The organism is Rhizobium leguminosarum (assembly GCF_002953715.1).
In the GTDB taxonomy this organism is placed as follows: domain Bacteria; phylum Pseudomonadota; class Alphaproteobacteria; order Rhizobiales; family Rhizobiaceae; genus Rhizobium; species Rhizobium leguminosarum_V.
In genome coordinates, this window is sequence record NZ_CP025012.1 from 4,790,314 (window position 1) to 4,804,666 (window position 14,353).

Annotated in this window: 16 protein-coding genes; 11 read left to right on the forward strand and 5 right to left on the reverse strand. The window is 62.4% G+C overall.

The features are described from left to right. The first annotated feature begins 49 nt into the window (after positions 1-49). Positions 50-616, forward strand: coding sequence for a helix-turn-helix domain-containing protein (locus tag CUJ84_RS23680; RefSeq protein WP_105007948.1), 567 nt, complete (start codon positions 50-52; stop codon positions 614-616). Positions 617-640: 24 nt separating this feature from the next. Continuing rightward, complete coding sequence (locus CUJ84_RS23685) at positions 641-1,159, forward strand: GNAT family N-acetyltransferase (RefSeq protein WP_105007949.1); 519 nt, start codon at positions 641-643, stop codon at positions 1,157-1,159. A 15-nt stretch (positions 1,160-1,174) separates the two neighbouring features. Here the strand turns inward: CUJ84_RS23685 and CUJ84_RS23690 are convergent, their stop codons facing one another. Then, positions 1,175-1,786 carry an HAD-IA family hydrolase gene (locus tag CUJ84_RS23690; protein WP_105007950.1) on the reverse strand — a complete coding sequence of 204 codons (612 nt, stop codon included), beginning with the start codon at positions 1,784-1,786 and terminating at the stop codon, positions 1,175-1,177. A 133-nt stretch (positions 1,787-1,919) separates the two neighbouring features. Between CUJ84_RS23690 and CUJ84_RS23695 the strand changes: the two genes are divergently transcribed. The 3 genes from CUJ84_RS23695 to CUJ84_RS23705 all read left to right on the forward strand — a co-directional run bounded on the left by CUJ84_RS23695 (position 1,920) and on the right by CUJ84_RS23705 (position 4,713). After that, entirely contained in the window at positions 1,920-2,945 is a 1,026-nt protein-coding gene (locus CUJ84_RS23695; protein WP_105007951.1) for a histone deacetylase family protein, read from the forward strand. A gap of 9 nt (positions 2,946-2,954) precedes the next feature. Continuing rightward, the gene (recX, locus tag CUJ84_RS23700; protein WP_105007952.1) at positions 2,955-3,506 is read left to right on the forward strand and encodes a recombination regulator RecX; all 552 of its coding nucleotides are present in this window, start codon (positions 2,955-2,957) and stop codon (positions 3,504-3,506) included. A gap of 295 nt (positions 3,507-3,801) precedes the next feature. Next, entirely contained in the window at positions 3,802-4,713 is a 912-nt protein-coding gene (locus CUJ84_RS23705; protein ID WP_105007953.1) for an EamA family transporter, read from the forward strand. A 158-nt stretch (positions 4,714-4,871) separates the two neighbouring features. Here the strand turns inward: CUJ84_RS23705 and CUJ84_RS23710 are convergent, their stop codons facing one another. Beyond that, complete coding sequence (locus CUJ84_RS23710; protein WP_105007954.1) at positions 4,872-5,339, reverse strand: group III truncated hemoglobin; 468 nt, start codon at positions 5,337-5,339, stop codon at positions 4,872-4,874. Between the two features lie 183 nt (positions 5,340-5,522). On the opposite strand from CUJ84_RS23710, the gene mbfA reads away from it, so the two are divergent. Continuing rightward, positions 5,523-6,506 carry an iron exporter MbfA gene (gene mbfA / locus CUJ84_RS23715; RefSeq protein ID WP_105007955.1) on the forward strand — a complete coding sequence of 328 codons (984 nt, stop codon included), beginning with the start codon at positions 5,523-5,525 and terminating at the stop codon, positions 6,504-6,506. A gap of 395 nt (positions 6,507-6,901) precedes the next feature. On the opposite strand, the gene CUJ84_RS23725 is transcribed toward mbfA, so the two are convergent. After that, on the reverse strand, positions 6,902-7,501 hold the full coding sequence (locus tag CUJ84_RS23725; protein ID WP_105007957.1) for a transglutaminase-like cysteine peptidase: 600 nt from the start codon (positions 7,499-7,501) through the stop codon (positions 6,902-6,904). 165 nt (positions 7,502-7,666) lie between these two features. Continuing rightward, positions 7,667-8,491, reverse strand: coding sequence for an alpha/beta hydrolase (locus CUJ84_RS23730; protein WP_105007958.1), 825 nt, complete (start codon positions 8,489-8,491; stop codon positions 7,667-7,669). Positions 8,492-8,669: 178 nt separating this feature from the next. Here CUJ84_RS23730 and infC point away from each other — a divergent pair, with 178 nt between their 5' ends. The 5 genes from infC (at position 8,670) to pheT (ending at position 13,852) form a co-directional block, all read left to right on the forward strand. After that, on the forward strand, positions 8,670-9,206 hold the full coding sequence (gene infC / locus CUJ84_RS23735; RefSeq protein WP_075225634.1) for a translation initiation factor IF-3: 537 nt from the start codon (positions 8,670-8,672) through the stop codon (positions 9,204-9,206). Between the two features lie 326 nt (positions 9,207-9,532). After that, positions 9,533-9,736, forward strand: a complete 204-nt coding sequence (gene rpmI, locus CUJ84_RS23740) for a 50S ribosomal protein L35 (RefSeq protein WP_003570998.1) — start codon at positions 9,533-9,535, stop codon at positions 9,734-9,736. A 38-nt stretch (positions 9,737-9,774) separates the two neighbouring features. Next, a complete protein-coding gene (gene rplT / locus CUJ84_RS23745; RefSeq protein WP_105007959.1) occupies positions 9,775-10,179 on the forward strand; it encodes a 50S ribosomal protein L20 in 405 nt (134 codons plus the stop codon). A 150-nt stretch (positions 10,180-10,329) separates the two neighbouring features. Next, entirely contained in the window at positions 10,330-11,412 is a 1,083-nt protein-coding gene (pheS, locus tag CUJ84_RS23750) for a phenylalanine--tRNA ligase subunit alpha (RefSeq protein ID WP_018244384.1), read from the forward strand. A gap of 16 nt (positions 11,413-11,428) precedes the next feature. Further along, positions 11,429-13,852, forward strand: a complete 2,424-nt coding sequence (gene pheT, locus CUJ84_RS23755) for a phenylalanine--tRNA ligase subunit beta (protein ID WP_105007960.1) — start codon at positions 11,429-11,431, stop codon at positions 13,850-13,852. A 54-nt stretch (positions 13,853-13,906) separates the two neighbouring features. On the opposite strand, the gene CUJ84_RS23760 is transcribed toward pheT, so the two are convergent. Then, positions 13,907-14,266, reverse strand: coding sequence for a nuclear transport factor 2 family protein (locus CUJ84_RS23760; RefSeq protein ID WP_105007961.1), 360 nt, complete (start codon positions 14,264-14,266; stop codon positions 13,907-13,909). Positions 14,267-14,353 lie beyond the last annotated feature (87 nt).

The window sequence follows — 14,353 nt, forward strand, 5'->3', positions numbered from 1 at the left end:
CAACATCAGATAATGTATTTCTCTTATAGTGGAATCACGGAACTGGAAAATGGAACCGGAACTCGAACAGGCGATCGGTATCCGCATCCGCAGGCTGCGGCAGGAAAAGGCTCTGACGCTCGATGATCTTGCTGCGGCCTCCGGCGTCAGCCGGGCGATGATCTCGCGCATCGAGCGGGCGGAGGCGAGCCCGACCGCCTCGCTGCTGGCAAGGATCTGCGCAGCACTCGGCCTGTCGCTGTCGGCCTTCTTTGCGGAAGAGGGGCAGGCCTCGCCGCTCGCCCGTCGGCAGGAACAGCAGGTCTGGCGCGATCCGGAGACCGGTTATATCAGACGGTCTGTTTCACCCCCGGGCACGGCTTCCGATGTCGATATCGTCGAGGTCGAATTCCCGGCCGGCGCCCGCGTCAGCTTTCCCCCGCATGCGAGCGCCCATGGCATGACGCAGCATATCTGGCTGTTCGACGGCGAGCTGGAGATGACGGCGGCTGAGATCGTCTACCGGCTGCGCCCGGGCGATTGCCTCTTCATGCCGGTCGGCGAGGGTCACGTCTTCCACAATCCGGGCAACGCGCCGGCGCGCTATTGCGTCGTGCTCGATCGCGGCGGCCGATAACAGCTTTCATTTCAGGAGAACAGCATGCCCGCTATTCGCACCCTTTCCGCCGAGGAGGCCCGCGCCGCCATTCCGGCCCTTTCGCAAGTGCTTGTCGATTGCGTCGCGGGCGGCGCCTCCGTCGGTTTCATGCAGCCCTATGGGCCTGAGGATGCCGAGCCCTATTGGCGTGATGTCGCCGATGCCGTTGCCACCGCCGGCAATCTGCTGCTGGTTGCCGAACTCGACGGCAGGATCGTCGGCACCGTCCAGGTGGGTGCCGCGCAGATGCCGAACCAGCCGCATCGCGGCGACCTGAAGAAGCTGCTGGTGCATCGCTCCGCCCGCGGCAAGGGGCTCGCCCGGCTGCTGATGGATGCCGCCGAGCGTGAGGCGGCAAGCCGCGGCAAGACCCTGCTCGTGCTCGACACCGCAACCGGCAGCGATGCCGAGGCGATCTATCCGCGCCTGGGCTGGCAGCGCGTCGGCGTCATTCCGGATTATGCGCTGTGGCCGGAAGGCGGCTTCTGCGCCACCACCCTGTTCTACAAGCGGCTCGCCTGATTGCGCCCGGCTCGCTCAGGCCGGCCTGGCGAAGACCGGAAGCGCGCCGCCAAGCGTCGCGCCCTCCGTCCATTGCGCCGCATTCCAGCCGAACTGCCGCGCCGCTTCGATATTTTCGGCCATATCGTCGATGAAGGCGATCTCGCCGGGCAGCACGCCGGCCCGCTCGGTCGCCAGCCGGAAGAAATCGGGAGAAGGCTTCCTGTACCCGAGTGCTGCGGAATAGATGATGTCGTCGAAATGCGCGGTAAGGCCGATCTGCTCCATCAGGTAGCGTGCCCGCCTATGCTCCTGGTTGGTCGCCAACAAGAGAGTGATGCCGCTTTGCCTGAGAGCGGCGAGCTCTTCCAGCAGATTGCGGTCGAGGCGGGAATCGTTTTCGAACCAGTAGTCGATCAGTGTTTCGGCGCTGAGGTGGGGCGCGATCTTTGCGAGAACGTCGCCGAGCCTCGGCTCCAACGCCTCGCGGCCGATGATGATATCGCGCCAGTGGGTCTGAAAGAATTCCTGCTGCAGCAGGTCGACACGCAGCCCGAGATCGCGCTCCAGATAGGTGAAGTGAGGCAGGCCGTCCACCGGACGACCATGAATGAGCACGCCGTCGACATCGACCATCAGCACTTTCATGCGGAAAATTTCCTCGTTCTCAAAACACCGGCGAAGGTGGCGTCATCCGCCTGGGCGTTCAAGACGTCGCGCCACTTTTTTGTCGCGGCCGAGCCGTGTAAATCTCCATTGTCAACCAAGGGCAGGATCTGAAATGCGCGTCATCTATTCCGAGGATCACAAGCTGCGCGATGCCAAGACGGAGCTGCACGCCGGCCAGCTGGTGACGCCTTTCGAGGCGCCGTTTCGCGCCGAATGGATCCTGGCGGCGGTCAAGGAGGCGGGCTTTACCGACGTGGTGGCGCCCGATGCGCACGGGTTGGAAACGGCTCGAAAAGTCCATGATCCCGCCTATCTGGATTTTCTTGCCACCGTCTGGGACCGCTGGGTGGCGGCCGGTTTCACCGGTGAGGCGATCGCCAATTCCTTCGCCGTTCGCCGCACCAGCCAGCGTGTACCGGACAATATCGTCGGCGCAATCGGCCACTACGCCAATGCCGCCGACACCTCGATCACCAAGGGCTCCTACGAGGCGGCGATCGCCTCCATGCGCTGCGCGATCACAGGCGCCGACTGGCTGAATGCCGCCAATCGTTTCGCCTTCGCGCTCTGCCGCCCGCCCGGCCACCATGCCGGCATCGATCTCTTCGGCGGCTATTGCTTCATCAACAATTCCGGTGTCGCCGCGCAGCGGCTGCTCGATCATGGTGCGAGGAAAATCGCGGTCCTGGATGTCGATTTCCACCATGGCAACGGCACGCAGGATCTCTTCTATCACAGAGGCGATGTCTTCACCGCCTCGCTGCATGGCGATCCCATGCATGCCTTTCCCTATTTCCTCGGCCATGCCGACGAGGAAGGCGAGGGGGAGGGCACGGGTGCCAACCGCAACTATCCGATGCTCCCGGGCACGCCTTGGGATGTCTGGTCTTCGGCCCTTGCCGATGCGCTCACCCGCATCAAGGCCTTCGGCGCCGAGGCGATCGTCGTGGCACTCGGCGTCGATACCTTCGAGCGCGATCCGATCTCCTTCTTCAGCCTCACCTCCGACGATTTCACCCGCATGGGCGCGATGATATCAGCCGCCGGCCTGCCGGTGCTCGCCTGCATGGAGGGCGGCTACGGCGTGCCGGAGATCGGCCTCAACGTCGCCAATGTCCTCAAGGGTCTGGAAGCCTGATCACTGCCGATGACCGACGAGACAGTTCCATCCGACATTCCGACGCCCCGTATGCTGAGCTGGGCGCGCAACTCCACCGTCTATCGCCTCGAGCGGCGGATGATGACGGAAAAGCAGCTGTTTGACGCCATCACCCGCAAGGCGAAGGAGAAATTCGAGGATATCAGCGCGGCACAACTCAAGGCCGTCGCCGATTTCGCGGTCAAATTTGCCTATGACAACAAGGTGCTCGACGATCACGCCTATGCGGAGGTCAGCACGCGCTCTGCCGTGCGCGGCGGTAAATCGAAGCGGGCGATCGCCCGGAGGCTTGCTGCCAAGGGCGTCTCCAGCGACAAGGTTGAGGCGGCACTTGAGGAGGCTGACGATCTCTATGCCGCGGCGATTTTTGCCCGCAAACGCGCCTTCGGCCCCTTCCGCCGGGTCGAGCTCGACGAAAAGCGAAAGGCGAAAGAGCTTTCGGCTTTCGCCCGCAACGGCTTCAGCTTCGACATCGGCAGGAAGGTCTTCGACATGAGCATCGAAGACGCCGAAGAGGTCATCCTCGCCGGCCGTCGCTGATATTGCATACGAGCTTTTTCTTGGCCGGTTCGCGCCGATGGCTGCCCCTCACCCTAACCCTCTCCCCGTAAAAACGGGGAGAGGGGACGTGCCCTGCGACAGGCGGGAGAGGAACGGAGAGGTTGCGGCTATCCCCTTCGCCCCGCCTGCGGGGAGAAGGTGCCGGCAGGCGGATGAGGGGCTCGCCGGCCGATCTTTGGCGCCTCAGCATCAGCGCTCTTGATCCCGGCATGAAAAGTTTGAATTTGGCTCTCACCCGTCTTCGGCCTAGAACCGCGCCAGGATCGGGGGCCACATGGACATCAAGAATATCGAGACCGGGACAGACGGCGCAGCCTTGATTGGGCAGCCGGGCGTATTGCCGACTTCGGGCGGCTTGGCGGCCGGTGTCGCGATGTGCCTGATGTCGATGTCTTCGATCCAGTTCGGTGCGGCGCTGTCTTCGTCAGCCATTGCGACCTATGGCGTTGCCGGTGCCACCTGGCTGCGGCTTGCTTTCGCGGCGATCATCCTTGCCGTCGTCGTCAGGCCTTCGGTGCTGCGTTATAGCGGCGCCCAATGGCGGGCGACATTGCTGCTCGGCACGACGACGGCTGCCATGACACTCTGCTTCTTCGCGGCGATCCAGCGGCTGCCGCTCGGCCTGGCGATCGCCATCGATTTCCTCGGACCGCTCTCGGTCGCCGTCTTCGGCTATGGCCTGACCTGGCGGCTCACCTGGCCGTTGATCGCTGCGGCCGGCATTCTGTTCCTCGCCCATGACGGCGAAGGCTGGGTCGGCAATCTCCCGGGCGTCCTCTTTGCCCTCGGCTCGGCTGTGGGATGGGCGGTCTATATCCTGCTGACGAAGAAGGTCGGCGCTGCCTTCAAGGGGCTGGAAGGTCTCTCGATGTCGCTGATCGTTGCCGGCCTCGTCGCAACCCCCTTCGGCCTTGCCGAGACAGGGGGCGCCTTCACGCTGAAGGGACTGGTCGAGGTTCTCGGCCTTGCCATCCTTGTGCCGCTCTTGCCCTATGCGCTGGAGATGGTGGCGCTGCGCCGCATGCCGTCGGCATCCTTCGGCATCCTGATGAGCCTCGAACCGGCGCTCGGCGCGCTCGCCGGCTTTCTGATCCTCGCCCAGCCGATGACCGCGTTGCAGATGCTGGGTACGGCGCTCGTGGTGGCGGCCAGCGCCGGCGCCACCGCCTCGGCGGCGAAGACCTAGAGCATGATGCCGAAAAGCGTGAGCGGTTTTCGGACGACATCATGCTCTAGGTCTTTAATTTAGAACAGGATTCAGATTTTAGGCCGAGCCGGCCTAAAATCATCCTGTTCTAGAAAAGTGTCAGCGTTTTTCGGGGAACACCGTCTCCACAAGATGGATCAGGCGGGTTTGCGCGCGGGATCGTCGAGTGCCGGATTGTAGAACAGCGACAGCACCAGGCTCTTGGCGATACGCTCCGCCGTTGCCATGAACCAGGCCTTGGCCTCCGGTGACGGGGCGATGTCGTCGAGCGTTGCGGCAAACAGCGACAGCCACTTCGGAAAGAGATCCGGCGTCAGGTTCCCAACATGAGTATGCGCCTGCACCGGCTTGCCGCCATAGGCGCCGCTGCGAAAGGCAACGGCCGACCAGAAGCTCTTCATCTTCGCCATATGCTCCGGCCAGCGGCCCGATAGCCTGGCGTCGAACACCGGGCCGAGATCGGGATGCGCAAGCACGCGCCCGTAGAAGGTCTCGACCAGCCTGTCGATGAAGGCCGCGTCGACGCCCATGTCCCGCATCTCGGCCTCCGCCCTTTCGCGGATCGCCGCGACATGAGCAGGGCGGCCCTGAATGTCATTGTCCATTCCAAACCCCGGCGCCGCGTGATGCGGCGCCCTCTCATATAGGTGTTTATGCCAGCGCGCCAAACTCGTCCGTGCCGCTTGCGGCAATCTGTCAGCGCTGTAGCACTTTGAATTGCCTCACGCACTTGACCGCAATCGCCGCGTTCTTTAGATTTAGAATAATTCTAAAAATTGGAGAAGATCATGCTGGCGCGGTTTTTCAGATCCTCGAAACGATCTTTCGACTCGCTGTCCGAGCAGGAGATCCTTGCCCTCGGGATCGCCTCCGAGGAAGACGATGCCCGCATCTATCTTGCCTATGCCGACAGGCTGCGCCGCGAATTTCCGGCCTCGGCCAAGATCTTCGAGGACATGGCCGAGGTCGAGGATACGCATCGCAAGTCGTTGATCGAGATCCATCGTCAGCGTTTCGGTGAGCGCATTCCGTTGATCCGGCGCGAGCATGTGGAGGGCTTCTACGAGCGCAAGCCGGACTGGCTCAGGGCAAACCTTTCGCTGGATGCGATGCGCCGGGAAACCGAGGCGATGGAGGAGCAGGCCTATCGCTTCTATGTCGAGGCGGCAAAGCGGACCTCGGACGCCTCGACGCGCCAGCTTCTCGGTGATCTCGCCCTCGCCGAACAGGGGCATGAGGATATCGCCCGCATGCTGGGCGACAAACATACGCCGGAAGACGTCAAGCACGACGAGGACGAGACGGTGCGCCGGCAGTTCGTGCTGACCTATGTGCAGCCGGGCCTTGCCGGGCTGATGGATGGCTCGGTCTCGACGCTGGCACCGATCTTCGCCGCCGCCTTCGCCACGCAGGATACCTGGCAGACCTTCCTCGTCGGCCTTTCAGCCTCCGTCGGAGCCGGCATTTCGATGGGCTTCACCGAAGCCGCCCATGACGACGGCAAGATCTCTGGCAGAGGCTCGCCGGTCAAACGCGGCCTTGCCTGCGGCATCATGACGGCGCTCGGCGGTCTCGGCCACGCACTGCCCTATCTGATCCCGCATTTCTGGACGGCGACGATCACCGCCGCCGTCGTCGTCTTCTTCGAGCTCTGGGCAATCGCTTTCATCCAGAACCGCTACATGGAAACCCCCTTCCTGCGTGCCGCCTTCCAGGTGGTGCTCGGTGGCGGCCTGGTGCTCGGCGCCGGTATCCTGATTGGGAATGGGTGAGTTGCGGTCGGGCGCAGCCCGAGCAATCGATCCAGTGTCGATTGCAGCAACGAACGCCCTGAGCCCAAAGCGAAGGGCCGGGAGATCGTCGACGCCAGCCCCTCATCCGGCTGCCGCCACCTCTCCCCGCAGGCGGGGAGAAGCGGATATGCCGCGACCTCTCCGTTCCCGCTCATCTCTCGCAGGGCACGTCCCCTCTCCCCGTCTTTACGGGGGTCCGAAGGACGGGTCGAGACGAGTGGCTCGACCCCGGTAGGTTAGGGTGAGGGGCAGCCATCGCGCAAACCGGACAGCAGCGGCACCAGGCCGAGGATGACGCCGAGTGAGAGCGAGGTTTGTTAACAAACAAAAAGGCCGGCAAATTGCCGGCCTTTCCACATTCTCTATTGGAACCCTTACCGCAGAGCGCCGACCAGGACGTCGCGGCCGTTCTCGATGGTGACCCAGCGGCCGGCATTGTAGCTCGACTGGCGCTTGACGAAGGAATAGGGCGTCGCAAACCACGGCTTGACGTCGGAGGCGAGGTTGTCGAGCACAAAATCGCCCTCGGCGGTGCGCAGCGTCAGCACTGCATGGCCTTCGCCATCCGGCTTGCGCACGACGGTCATCAGCAGATCGGCGGCCGAAAAGCCGCGCTGGATCAGCATGCGGCGCTTCAGCAGCGCGAAATCCTCGCAGTCGCCGGCAGTGGTCGGATAGGCCCAGACCTCATCCTTGCCGTAGATTTCCTTGTCGGTCATCGGCGTGATCGTGCGGTTGACCGTGGCGTTGACCAAACGGACGAGCGACCACTTCCCCGGGTTCATGGCGACCGGGCCTGCGTTGCGGTTTGCACCGCATTCACTGCGGTGGATTTGACAGAAATCGTAGTGGCCGATCGGCTGTGAGGTGGCATTGCCTGTCACCATGGAAGCATTTCTGCTGGGGGCCGGTATGGCGGCCGTCGCCATCGCAAACACGGCCATCATGGCCACAAAGATACCCTTGATCCGCACGCCCGCTCTTTCCTTGCATCGCCCCTTATTTATTAACAAAGTGTTAATGGAGAGGGCCGGAAAGAGTCAATCGTTACTTCTTGGGAGCACCTTGCGACTCGCGGACATGGTTAAAATGCAACGGGTTGGGGACCTGTATCATGCGAATTTATCCGCCGATGCCATTCAAGCGGGCATCTGCCTATTTGTTGATGAACGGATGATGCCTTTGACGGCGCTCACGAGCAGCGCGATATCGCCGGGGCGGGAAAGGCGATGGTCGCCGTCGCGAATGAAGGTCAACACCACGTCGTCGGCGGGAAGATGTTCGACCAGTTTCATCGCATGCGCATGCGGCACATCAGCATCTTTCATGCCCTGGAGGATATGCACTGGGCAGCCCGTTTCGATGATGCCGTCGAGCACCCGGTTCTCGCGGCCGTCCTCGATCAGCGCCCGTGTATAGATGTTCGGTTCCGGGCTGTATTGCGAACGCTCTTCGAAATAGCCGCGCTCGGCCAGCGATTTGCGCTCCTTGGCCTTCAGGTTCGGCTCGATCAGCTCGGAGGTGAAATCGGGTGCCGGCGCGATCAGCACCATCCCTGCGAGCTTTGGGCCGCCTTGCCGCGCAAGTTCTTGTGCCAGCCTGAGCGCGATCCAGCCGCCCATCGAAGAGCCGACGAGGATCACGCGTTCGGGCGCGACATGGCGGATGACGGCAAGCGCCTCCTCCAACCAGCGCGAGATCGTGCCGTCGCCGAAGCTGCCGCCGGAAAGTCCGTGGCCGGAATAATCGAGGCGGATGCAGGCGAGCCCAAGTTCCGCCGCCAGCCCGTCGAGTTCCACCGCCTTGGTGCCGCTCATGTCGGAGCGGTAGCCGGACAGCCAGACGAGTGCCGGTGCGCCATTGCCGGCCTGCGCCGGGCGGACCAGCATGGCGATCTCACGCGCCGCCTCACCCTCGCCGACCGTCAGGAACTGCGGCTGGGCATTGGACAGCTGATCGGACATCGGCGAAACTCCTGTTGTTTTGGCCTATAAAACAGATTCTTGGCAGGCTGACAGCGGGTGATTTTTCCGCTAAAGGATGATATTGACTCCGTTGCAGCGATGACGCGACACGTTTGTGCACCCCTGATTGGGAGCGCGATGCTGCAACGTTCCGAAACAACGCGAGGAGAATACGACCATTCGCAGACCTTTTAAAACCGACGCGCCCGTGAAGGACGGACCGCGCTCGAACCGTGAAATCCGCATTCCCAAAGTTCAGCTGATCGGGGCTGACGGCGAGAATATGGGCGTCGTGCCTACCGACCAGGCCTTGAGAATGGCGGAAGAAGCCGGCCTCGATCTCGTCGAAATTTCCCCCAATGTCGAACCGCCGGTGTGCAAGATCCTCGATCTGGGCAAGCTGAAATATGCTAACCAGAAGAAGGCTGCCGAGGCGCGCAAGAAGCAGAAGATCGTCGAAGTCAAAGAAATCAAGATGCGCCCGAACATCGACACCCATGATTATGAGGTGAAGATGAAGGCGATGGGTCGCTTCTTCGACGAAGGCGACAAGGTCAAGGTGACGCTGAAGTTCCGCGGCCGTGAAATGGCCCACCAGGAACTCGGCATGAAGCTTCTGCAGCAGGTCAAGGCCGATACGATCGAGTTCGCCAAGGTCGAAGCCGAACCCAAGCTCGAAGGCCGCCAGATGATGATGGTGCTGGCGCCGAAGTAAGCGTCAGGCAGTTTTTCGCCCAAGGCCGTCCGCAAGGGCGGCTTTTGTGCTTTCTGCCATTCTGCTTTGCGCCATTGTGTTTTCGGGTGAGCGAAGATTCCTCCGCGGCCCCGTTGCACTTTCATGACGCTGCGGTTATAAGCGCGCGTCCGAACTGACCGGCAGGGCATGCCGTGGCAGTTTCGAATGCTTGCGGAACGGTTCGTCGCCGATGCCGCAGATCAACAACAAACGCTCCCGCACCTTGTTGCGACGGCCGGAGAACCGGACTTCGCGAGAAGGGCTTTTTTGATAAAGCGCGCAGGGAGGACAGAAGGAGTAGCAAAATGCCCAAGATGAAGACGAAGTCCTCTGCCAAGAAGCGGTTCAAGATCACCGCAACCGGCAAGGTCAAGGCTGCCGCTGCTGGCAAGCGCCATGGCATGATCAAGCGTACCAACAAGTTCATTCGCGATGCACGTGGCACCATGGTTCTCGCAGAACCGGATGGCCGCAAGGTTATCAAGAATTACCTGCCGAACGGTCTCTGAGACTCGTCCGCGAACGCTAGATTTAAGGAGATCATGATATGGCACGTGTAAAAAGAGGCGTCACCTCTCATGCCAAGCACAAGAAGGTTCTGAAGGCAGCAAAGGGCTTTTACGGCCGCCGCAAGAACACCATCCGTACCGCCAAGGCTGCTGTCGATCGTTCGAAGCAGTACGCCTACCGCGACCGCAAGGTCAACAAGCGCAACTTCCGTGCGCTTTGGATCCAGCGCATCAACGCCGCTGTGCGTGAATTCGGCCTGACCTACGGCCGCTTCATCGACGGCCTGAACAAGGCTGGCATCGAAGTCGACCGCAAGGTTCTCTCCGACATGGCGATCCACGAGCCGGAAGCATTCGGCGCGCTGGTCAGCGCTGCCAAGAAGGCCCTTGAATACCTCAGGGAAGCCGGCACGGCGAACGAGTTTGAAGGCGCGGTCAAGTAACCAGCGCTTCCCAAGCTTTTGAATTTATGATTTTGGGAAACCCGCGCTGGTTTGGGCTAGCGCGGGTTTTTCTTTCTTTATATTCCTGGCGCCGGCCGGCGCCGCCAGCCTCCCGATCGCCCGCCTGATACTGGACGGAAAGAAGTGACAATGTCAGATATCGACCAGCTCAACACATCGCTGCTCGCCGAAATCGCCGCCGCCGATGACGAGACGGCGCTCGAAGCCGTGCGCGTTTCCGCCCTCGGCAAGAAGGGTTCCGTCTCCGAACTGTTGAAGACGCTCGGCGCCATGACGCCGGAAGAGCGCCAGAGCAAGGGCGCGGCGATCAACGTTCTGAAGAACGCGGTGACCGAGGCGCTTGGCGCCCGCAAGGCGACGCTGCGGCAAGCGGCGATCGATGCGCGGCTGAAGGCCGAGACGGTCGACGTCAGCCTGCCGGTGCGCTCTTCGCCGGCCGAGCGCGGCCGTATCCATCCGATCAGCCAGATCGTCGACGAGATCACCGCGATCTTCGCCGACATGGGCTTCTCGATCGCCGAAGGTCCCGACATCGAGACCGATTATTACAATTTCACCGCGCTGAATTTCCCCGAAGGCCATCCGGCCCGCGAGATGCACGACACCTTCTTCTTCAACCCGGATGAGAATGGCGAGCGCAAGGTCCTGCGCACCCATACCTCACCGGTGCAGGTGCGCACCATGGAAGCGCAGACACCGCCGATCCGCATCATCATTCCCGGCAAGACCTACCGCCAGGACAGCGACGCCACGCATTCGCCGATGTTCCATCAGGTCGAAGGCCTGGTCGTCGACAAGAAGGCCAATGTCGCCAACCTCCGTTGGGTGCTGGAAGAATTCTGCAAGACCTTCTTTGAGGTCGACAGCGTGACGATGCGTTTTCGCCCGTCCTTCTTCCCCTTCACCGAGCCCTCTTTCGAGGTCGATATCCAGTGCGACCGCTCCGGCCCGATCGTCAAGTTCGGCGAGGGTACCGACTGGATGGAAATCCTCGGCTGCGGCATGGTCCACCCGAACGTGCTGCGTTACGGCGGACTCGATCCGGACGAATATCAGGGTTTTGCCTGGGGCATGGGCCTCGACCGCATCGCCATGCTGAAATACGGCATGCCCGACCTGCGCGACTTCTTCAACGCCGACGTCCGCTGGATGACGCATTACGGCTTCCGCCCGCTCGACATGCCGACGCTGTTCGGCGGCCTCAGCGCTTGAACGGAGAATTGGGACGATGAAATTCACGCTCTCCTGGCTGAAAGAGCATCTGGAAACGGATGCCGCCCTCGATGAAATTTGCACGCGCCTCACCGAGATCGGACTGGAGGTCGAGGACGTCGACGACAAGGCGGCATTCAAGCCCTTCGTTATCGCGCGAGTCGTCTCGGCCGAAAAGCATCCCCAGGCCGATCGGCTGAAGGTGCTGATGGTCGATACCGGTTCCGGCGCCCCGGTCCAGGTTGTCTGCGGCGCCCCGAATGCGCGCGCCGGTCTTGTCGGCGCCTTCGCAGCGCCCGGAACCTATGTTCCCGGTATCGATGTGACGCTCGCCGTCGGCAATATCCGCGGCGTCGAAAGCCATGGCATGATGTGCTCCGAAAGGGAGCTTGAGATTTCCGACAGTCACGACGGCATCATCGATCTGCCCGAGGATGCGCCGGTCGGCCAGAGTTATGCCGCCTATGCGCATCTCGACGATCCCCTCATCGAGATCAACCTGACGCCCAACCGGCCGGATTGCACCTCGATCCACGGCATCGCCCGCGATCTCGCGGCCTCCGGCCTCGGCACGCTGAAGACGCGGCCCGCACCGTCCTTCGCCGTCGAAGGCGAGACGCCGGTGAAGCTGACGCTTAATCTCGACGATCCGAAGCTCTGCCCGGGCTTTGCGCTCCGCCTCGTGCGCGGCGTCAGGAACGGCCCGAGCCCGCGCTGGATGCAGCAGCGGCTGATCGCCATCGGCCTGCGCCCCATCAACGCGCTTGTTGATGTCACCAATTACATGACCTTCGATCAGGGGCGGCCGATCCACGTCTTCGACGCTGCCAAGATCAACGGCAACCTGACCGTCCGCCGCGCCGTCGAGGGCGAGACGGTGCTGGCGCTCGACCAGCGCGAATACAAGCTCTCGCCGAACAACGTCGTCATCTCCGATGAGGATGGCATCGAGTCGATCGGCGGCATCATGGGCGGCGAACATTCCGGCTGCGACGAGAATACCGTCGACGTGTTGATCGAATCCGCCCTCTGGGACCCGATGAACATCGCCAAATCAGGCCGCAGCCTCGGCATCATCACCGATGCCCGCTATCGCTTCGAACGCGGCGTCGATCCGGAATATATGGTCCCCGGTCTCGAACGCACGACGGAACTGGTGCTGGAACTTTGCGGCGGCAAGGCCGCCAAGGCCGAGATCGTCGGCTATCAGGGTTACGAACCGAAGATTGTCGATTTCCCCTATTCGGAGGTCAAGCGCCTGACGGGCCTCGACGTCTCGAATGAAGAAAGCGACACGATTCTGACGCGCCTCGGCTTCAAGGTCTCCGGTTCCGGCGAGCGCGTCTCCGTCGCCGTTCCCTCCTGGCGCCCCGATGTCGATGGCAAGGCCGATCTCGTCGAAGAGGTCATGCGCATTCACGGCGTCGACAATATCAAGCCGGCACCGCTCGAAAGCCATGCGGCCGTCAACGGCAAGATCCTGACGACGCTGCAGATCCGCACCCGCCTCGCCAAGCGGGCGCTGGCCGCGCGCGGCATGCTCGAAGCCGTCACCTGGTCCTTCATTCCGGAAGACCAGGCAAAGCTGTTCGGCGGCGGCTCGCCCGCTCTCAAGCTTGCCAACCCGATCGCCGCCGAAATGTCGGATATGCGCCCCTCGCTGCTGCCGGGCCTGCTGACCGCAGCCCAGCGCAATGCCGACAAGGGTTACGGCGACGTCGCCCTCTTCGAGGTCTCCGGCACCTATGAGAACGATCGGCCGGATGGTCAGCGCCGCGTGGCCGGCGGCATCCGCCGCGGCACAGCATCGCTTGCCGGCGCCGGTCGCGCCTGGTCGAACGTCGCCAAGGGCGGCGGCAAGCCGGTCGACGTCTTCGACGCCAAGGCCGACGCGCTCGCCGTCATCGAAGCCTGCGGCCTGCCGATGGGCAATATCCAGATCGAGCAGGGCGGGCCGGAATGGTATCATCCCGGCCGCTCCGGCACGATCAAGATGGGGCCGAAGGTCGTGCTCGGCTATTTCGGCGAATTCCATCCGCTGACGCTGGAAGCGCTTGATGTCTCCGGCGCGCTCTGCGGCTTCGAGGTCTATGTCGACGCCATGCCGGACGCCAAGCGCAAGGCGACGCGCACCAAGCCGGCGCTCGAACTGTCACCTTTCCAGGTGGTGCGGCGCGACTTCGCCTTCGTCGTCGACAAGACGGTGGAAGCCGGCGCCATCGTCAAGGCCGCCACAGGCGCCGACCGCAAGCTGGTGACCGGCGTCAACGTCTTCGACATCTTCGAGGGTGCATCGGTTGGCGAAGGCAAAAAGTCGGTGGCGATCGAGGTTCAGATCCAGCCGGTCGAGCGCACGCTGACGGACGAGGATTTCGAGGCACTGACGCAGAAGATCGTCGCCAGCGTCACGAAATTCACCGGCGGTGTCCTCAGAAGCTGAGTTTCACCCAGCGTCGTCAAATCATGGACCGGTCGCGAATAGCGGCCGGTCTTTTCACAGATGCAGATGGAAGAGTTTGCTGACGATCGTCCAGCGGCCGTCGATCTTCAGCAGCGAGAGATAATCGGTAAAGCGCATGCCGGCGAAATCGTCGGTGACCTTGACGCTTGCCGCATCGCCCTCGACGTCGACGCTCTGAATGTCCATGTAGGGCTGCGTGCCGGGCGGCGCCGGCTCCTCCGCCAGGATCGCGGCGATGAACTCGTCCCGCGTCAGCCATTCGACGGCATTTTCGTAATGGCCGATGATCGAGCTTTTCGGGTGAAAGGCCTTTTTCAAGGCTGCCTCATTGGCGAAGGCCATGCCTTCGACATAGAGATGAACCGTCTGTTCGACTGCCTGCCTGTCCGACATATTTTCATCCCGTTCTCCGAGATGGCGTTAGATAGTTTCGCCAGCCCCGAAGGCAAGCCCGGCCGGTTGTAGCCGACCGGGCTTTTC

Excerpts from the sequence above, each read along its gene's own strand:
- CUJ84_RS23680 (WP_105007948.1), top strand. The coding sequence starts at position 50 with ATGGAACCGGAACTCGAACAGGCGATCGGTATCCGCATCCGCAGGCTG.
- CUJ84_RS23685 (WP_105007949.1), top strand. The coding sequence starts at position 641 with ATGCCCGCTATTCGCACCCTTTCCGCCGAGGAGGCCCGCGCCGCCATT.
- CUJ84_RS23690 (WP_105007950.1), bottom strand. The coding sequence starts at position 1,786 with ATGAAAGTGCTGATGGTCGATGTCGACGGCGTGCTCATTCATGGTCGT.
- CUJ84_RS23695 (WP_105007951.1), top strand. The coding sequence starts at position 1,920 with ATGCGCGTCATCTATTCCGAGGATCACAAGCTGCGCGATGCCAAGACG.
- recX (WP_105007952.1), top strand. The coding sequence starts at position 2,955 with ATGACCGACGAGACAGTTCCATCCGACATTCCGACGCCCCGTATGCTG.
- CUJ84_RS23705 (WP_105007953.1), top strand. The coding sequence starts at position 3,802 with ATGGACATCAAGAATATCGAGACCGGGACAGACGGCGCAGCCTTGATT.
- CUJ84_RS23710 (WP_105007954.1), bottom strand. The coding sequence starts at position 5,339 with ATGGACAATGACATTCAGGGCCGCCCTGCTCATGTCGCGGCGATCCGC.
- mbfA (WP_105007955.1), top strand. The coding sequence starts at position 5,523 with ATGCTGGCGCGGTTTTTCAGATCCTCGAAACGATCTTTCGACTCGCTG.
- CUJ84_RS23730 (WP_105007958.1), bottom strand. The coding sequence starts at position 8,491 with ATGTCCGATCAGCTGTCCAATGCCCAGCCGCAGTTCCTGACGGTCGGC.
- rpmI (WP_003570998.1), top strand. The coding sequence starts at position 9,533 with ATGCCCAAGATGAAGACGAAGTCCTCTGCCAAGAAGCGGTTCAAGATC.
- rplT (WP_105007959.1), top strand. The coding sequence starts at position 9,775 with ATGGCACGTGTAAAAAGAGGCGTCACCTCTCATGCCAAGCACAAGAAG.
- pheS (WP_018244384.1), top strand. The coding sequence starts at position 10,330 with ATGTCAGATATCGACCAGCTCAACACATCGCTGCTCGCCGAAATCGCC.
- pheT (WP_105007960.1), top strand. The coding sequence starts at position 11,429 with ATGAAATTCACGCTCTCCTGGCTGAAAGAGCATCTGGAAACGGATGCC.
- CUJ84_RS23760 (WP_105007961.1), bottom strand. The coding sequence starts at position 14,266 with ATGTCGGACAGGCAGGCAGTCGAACAGACGGTTCATCTCTATGTCGAA.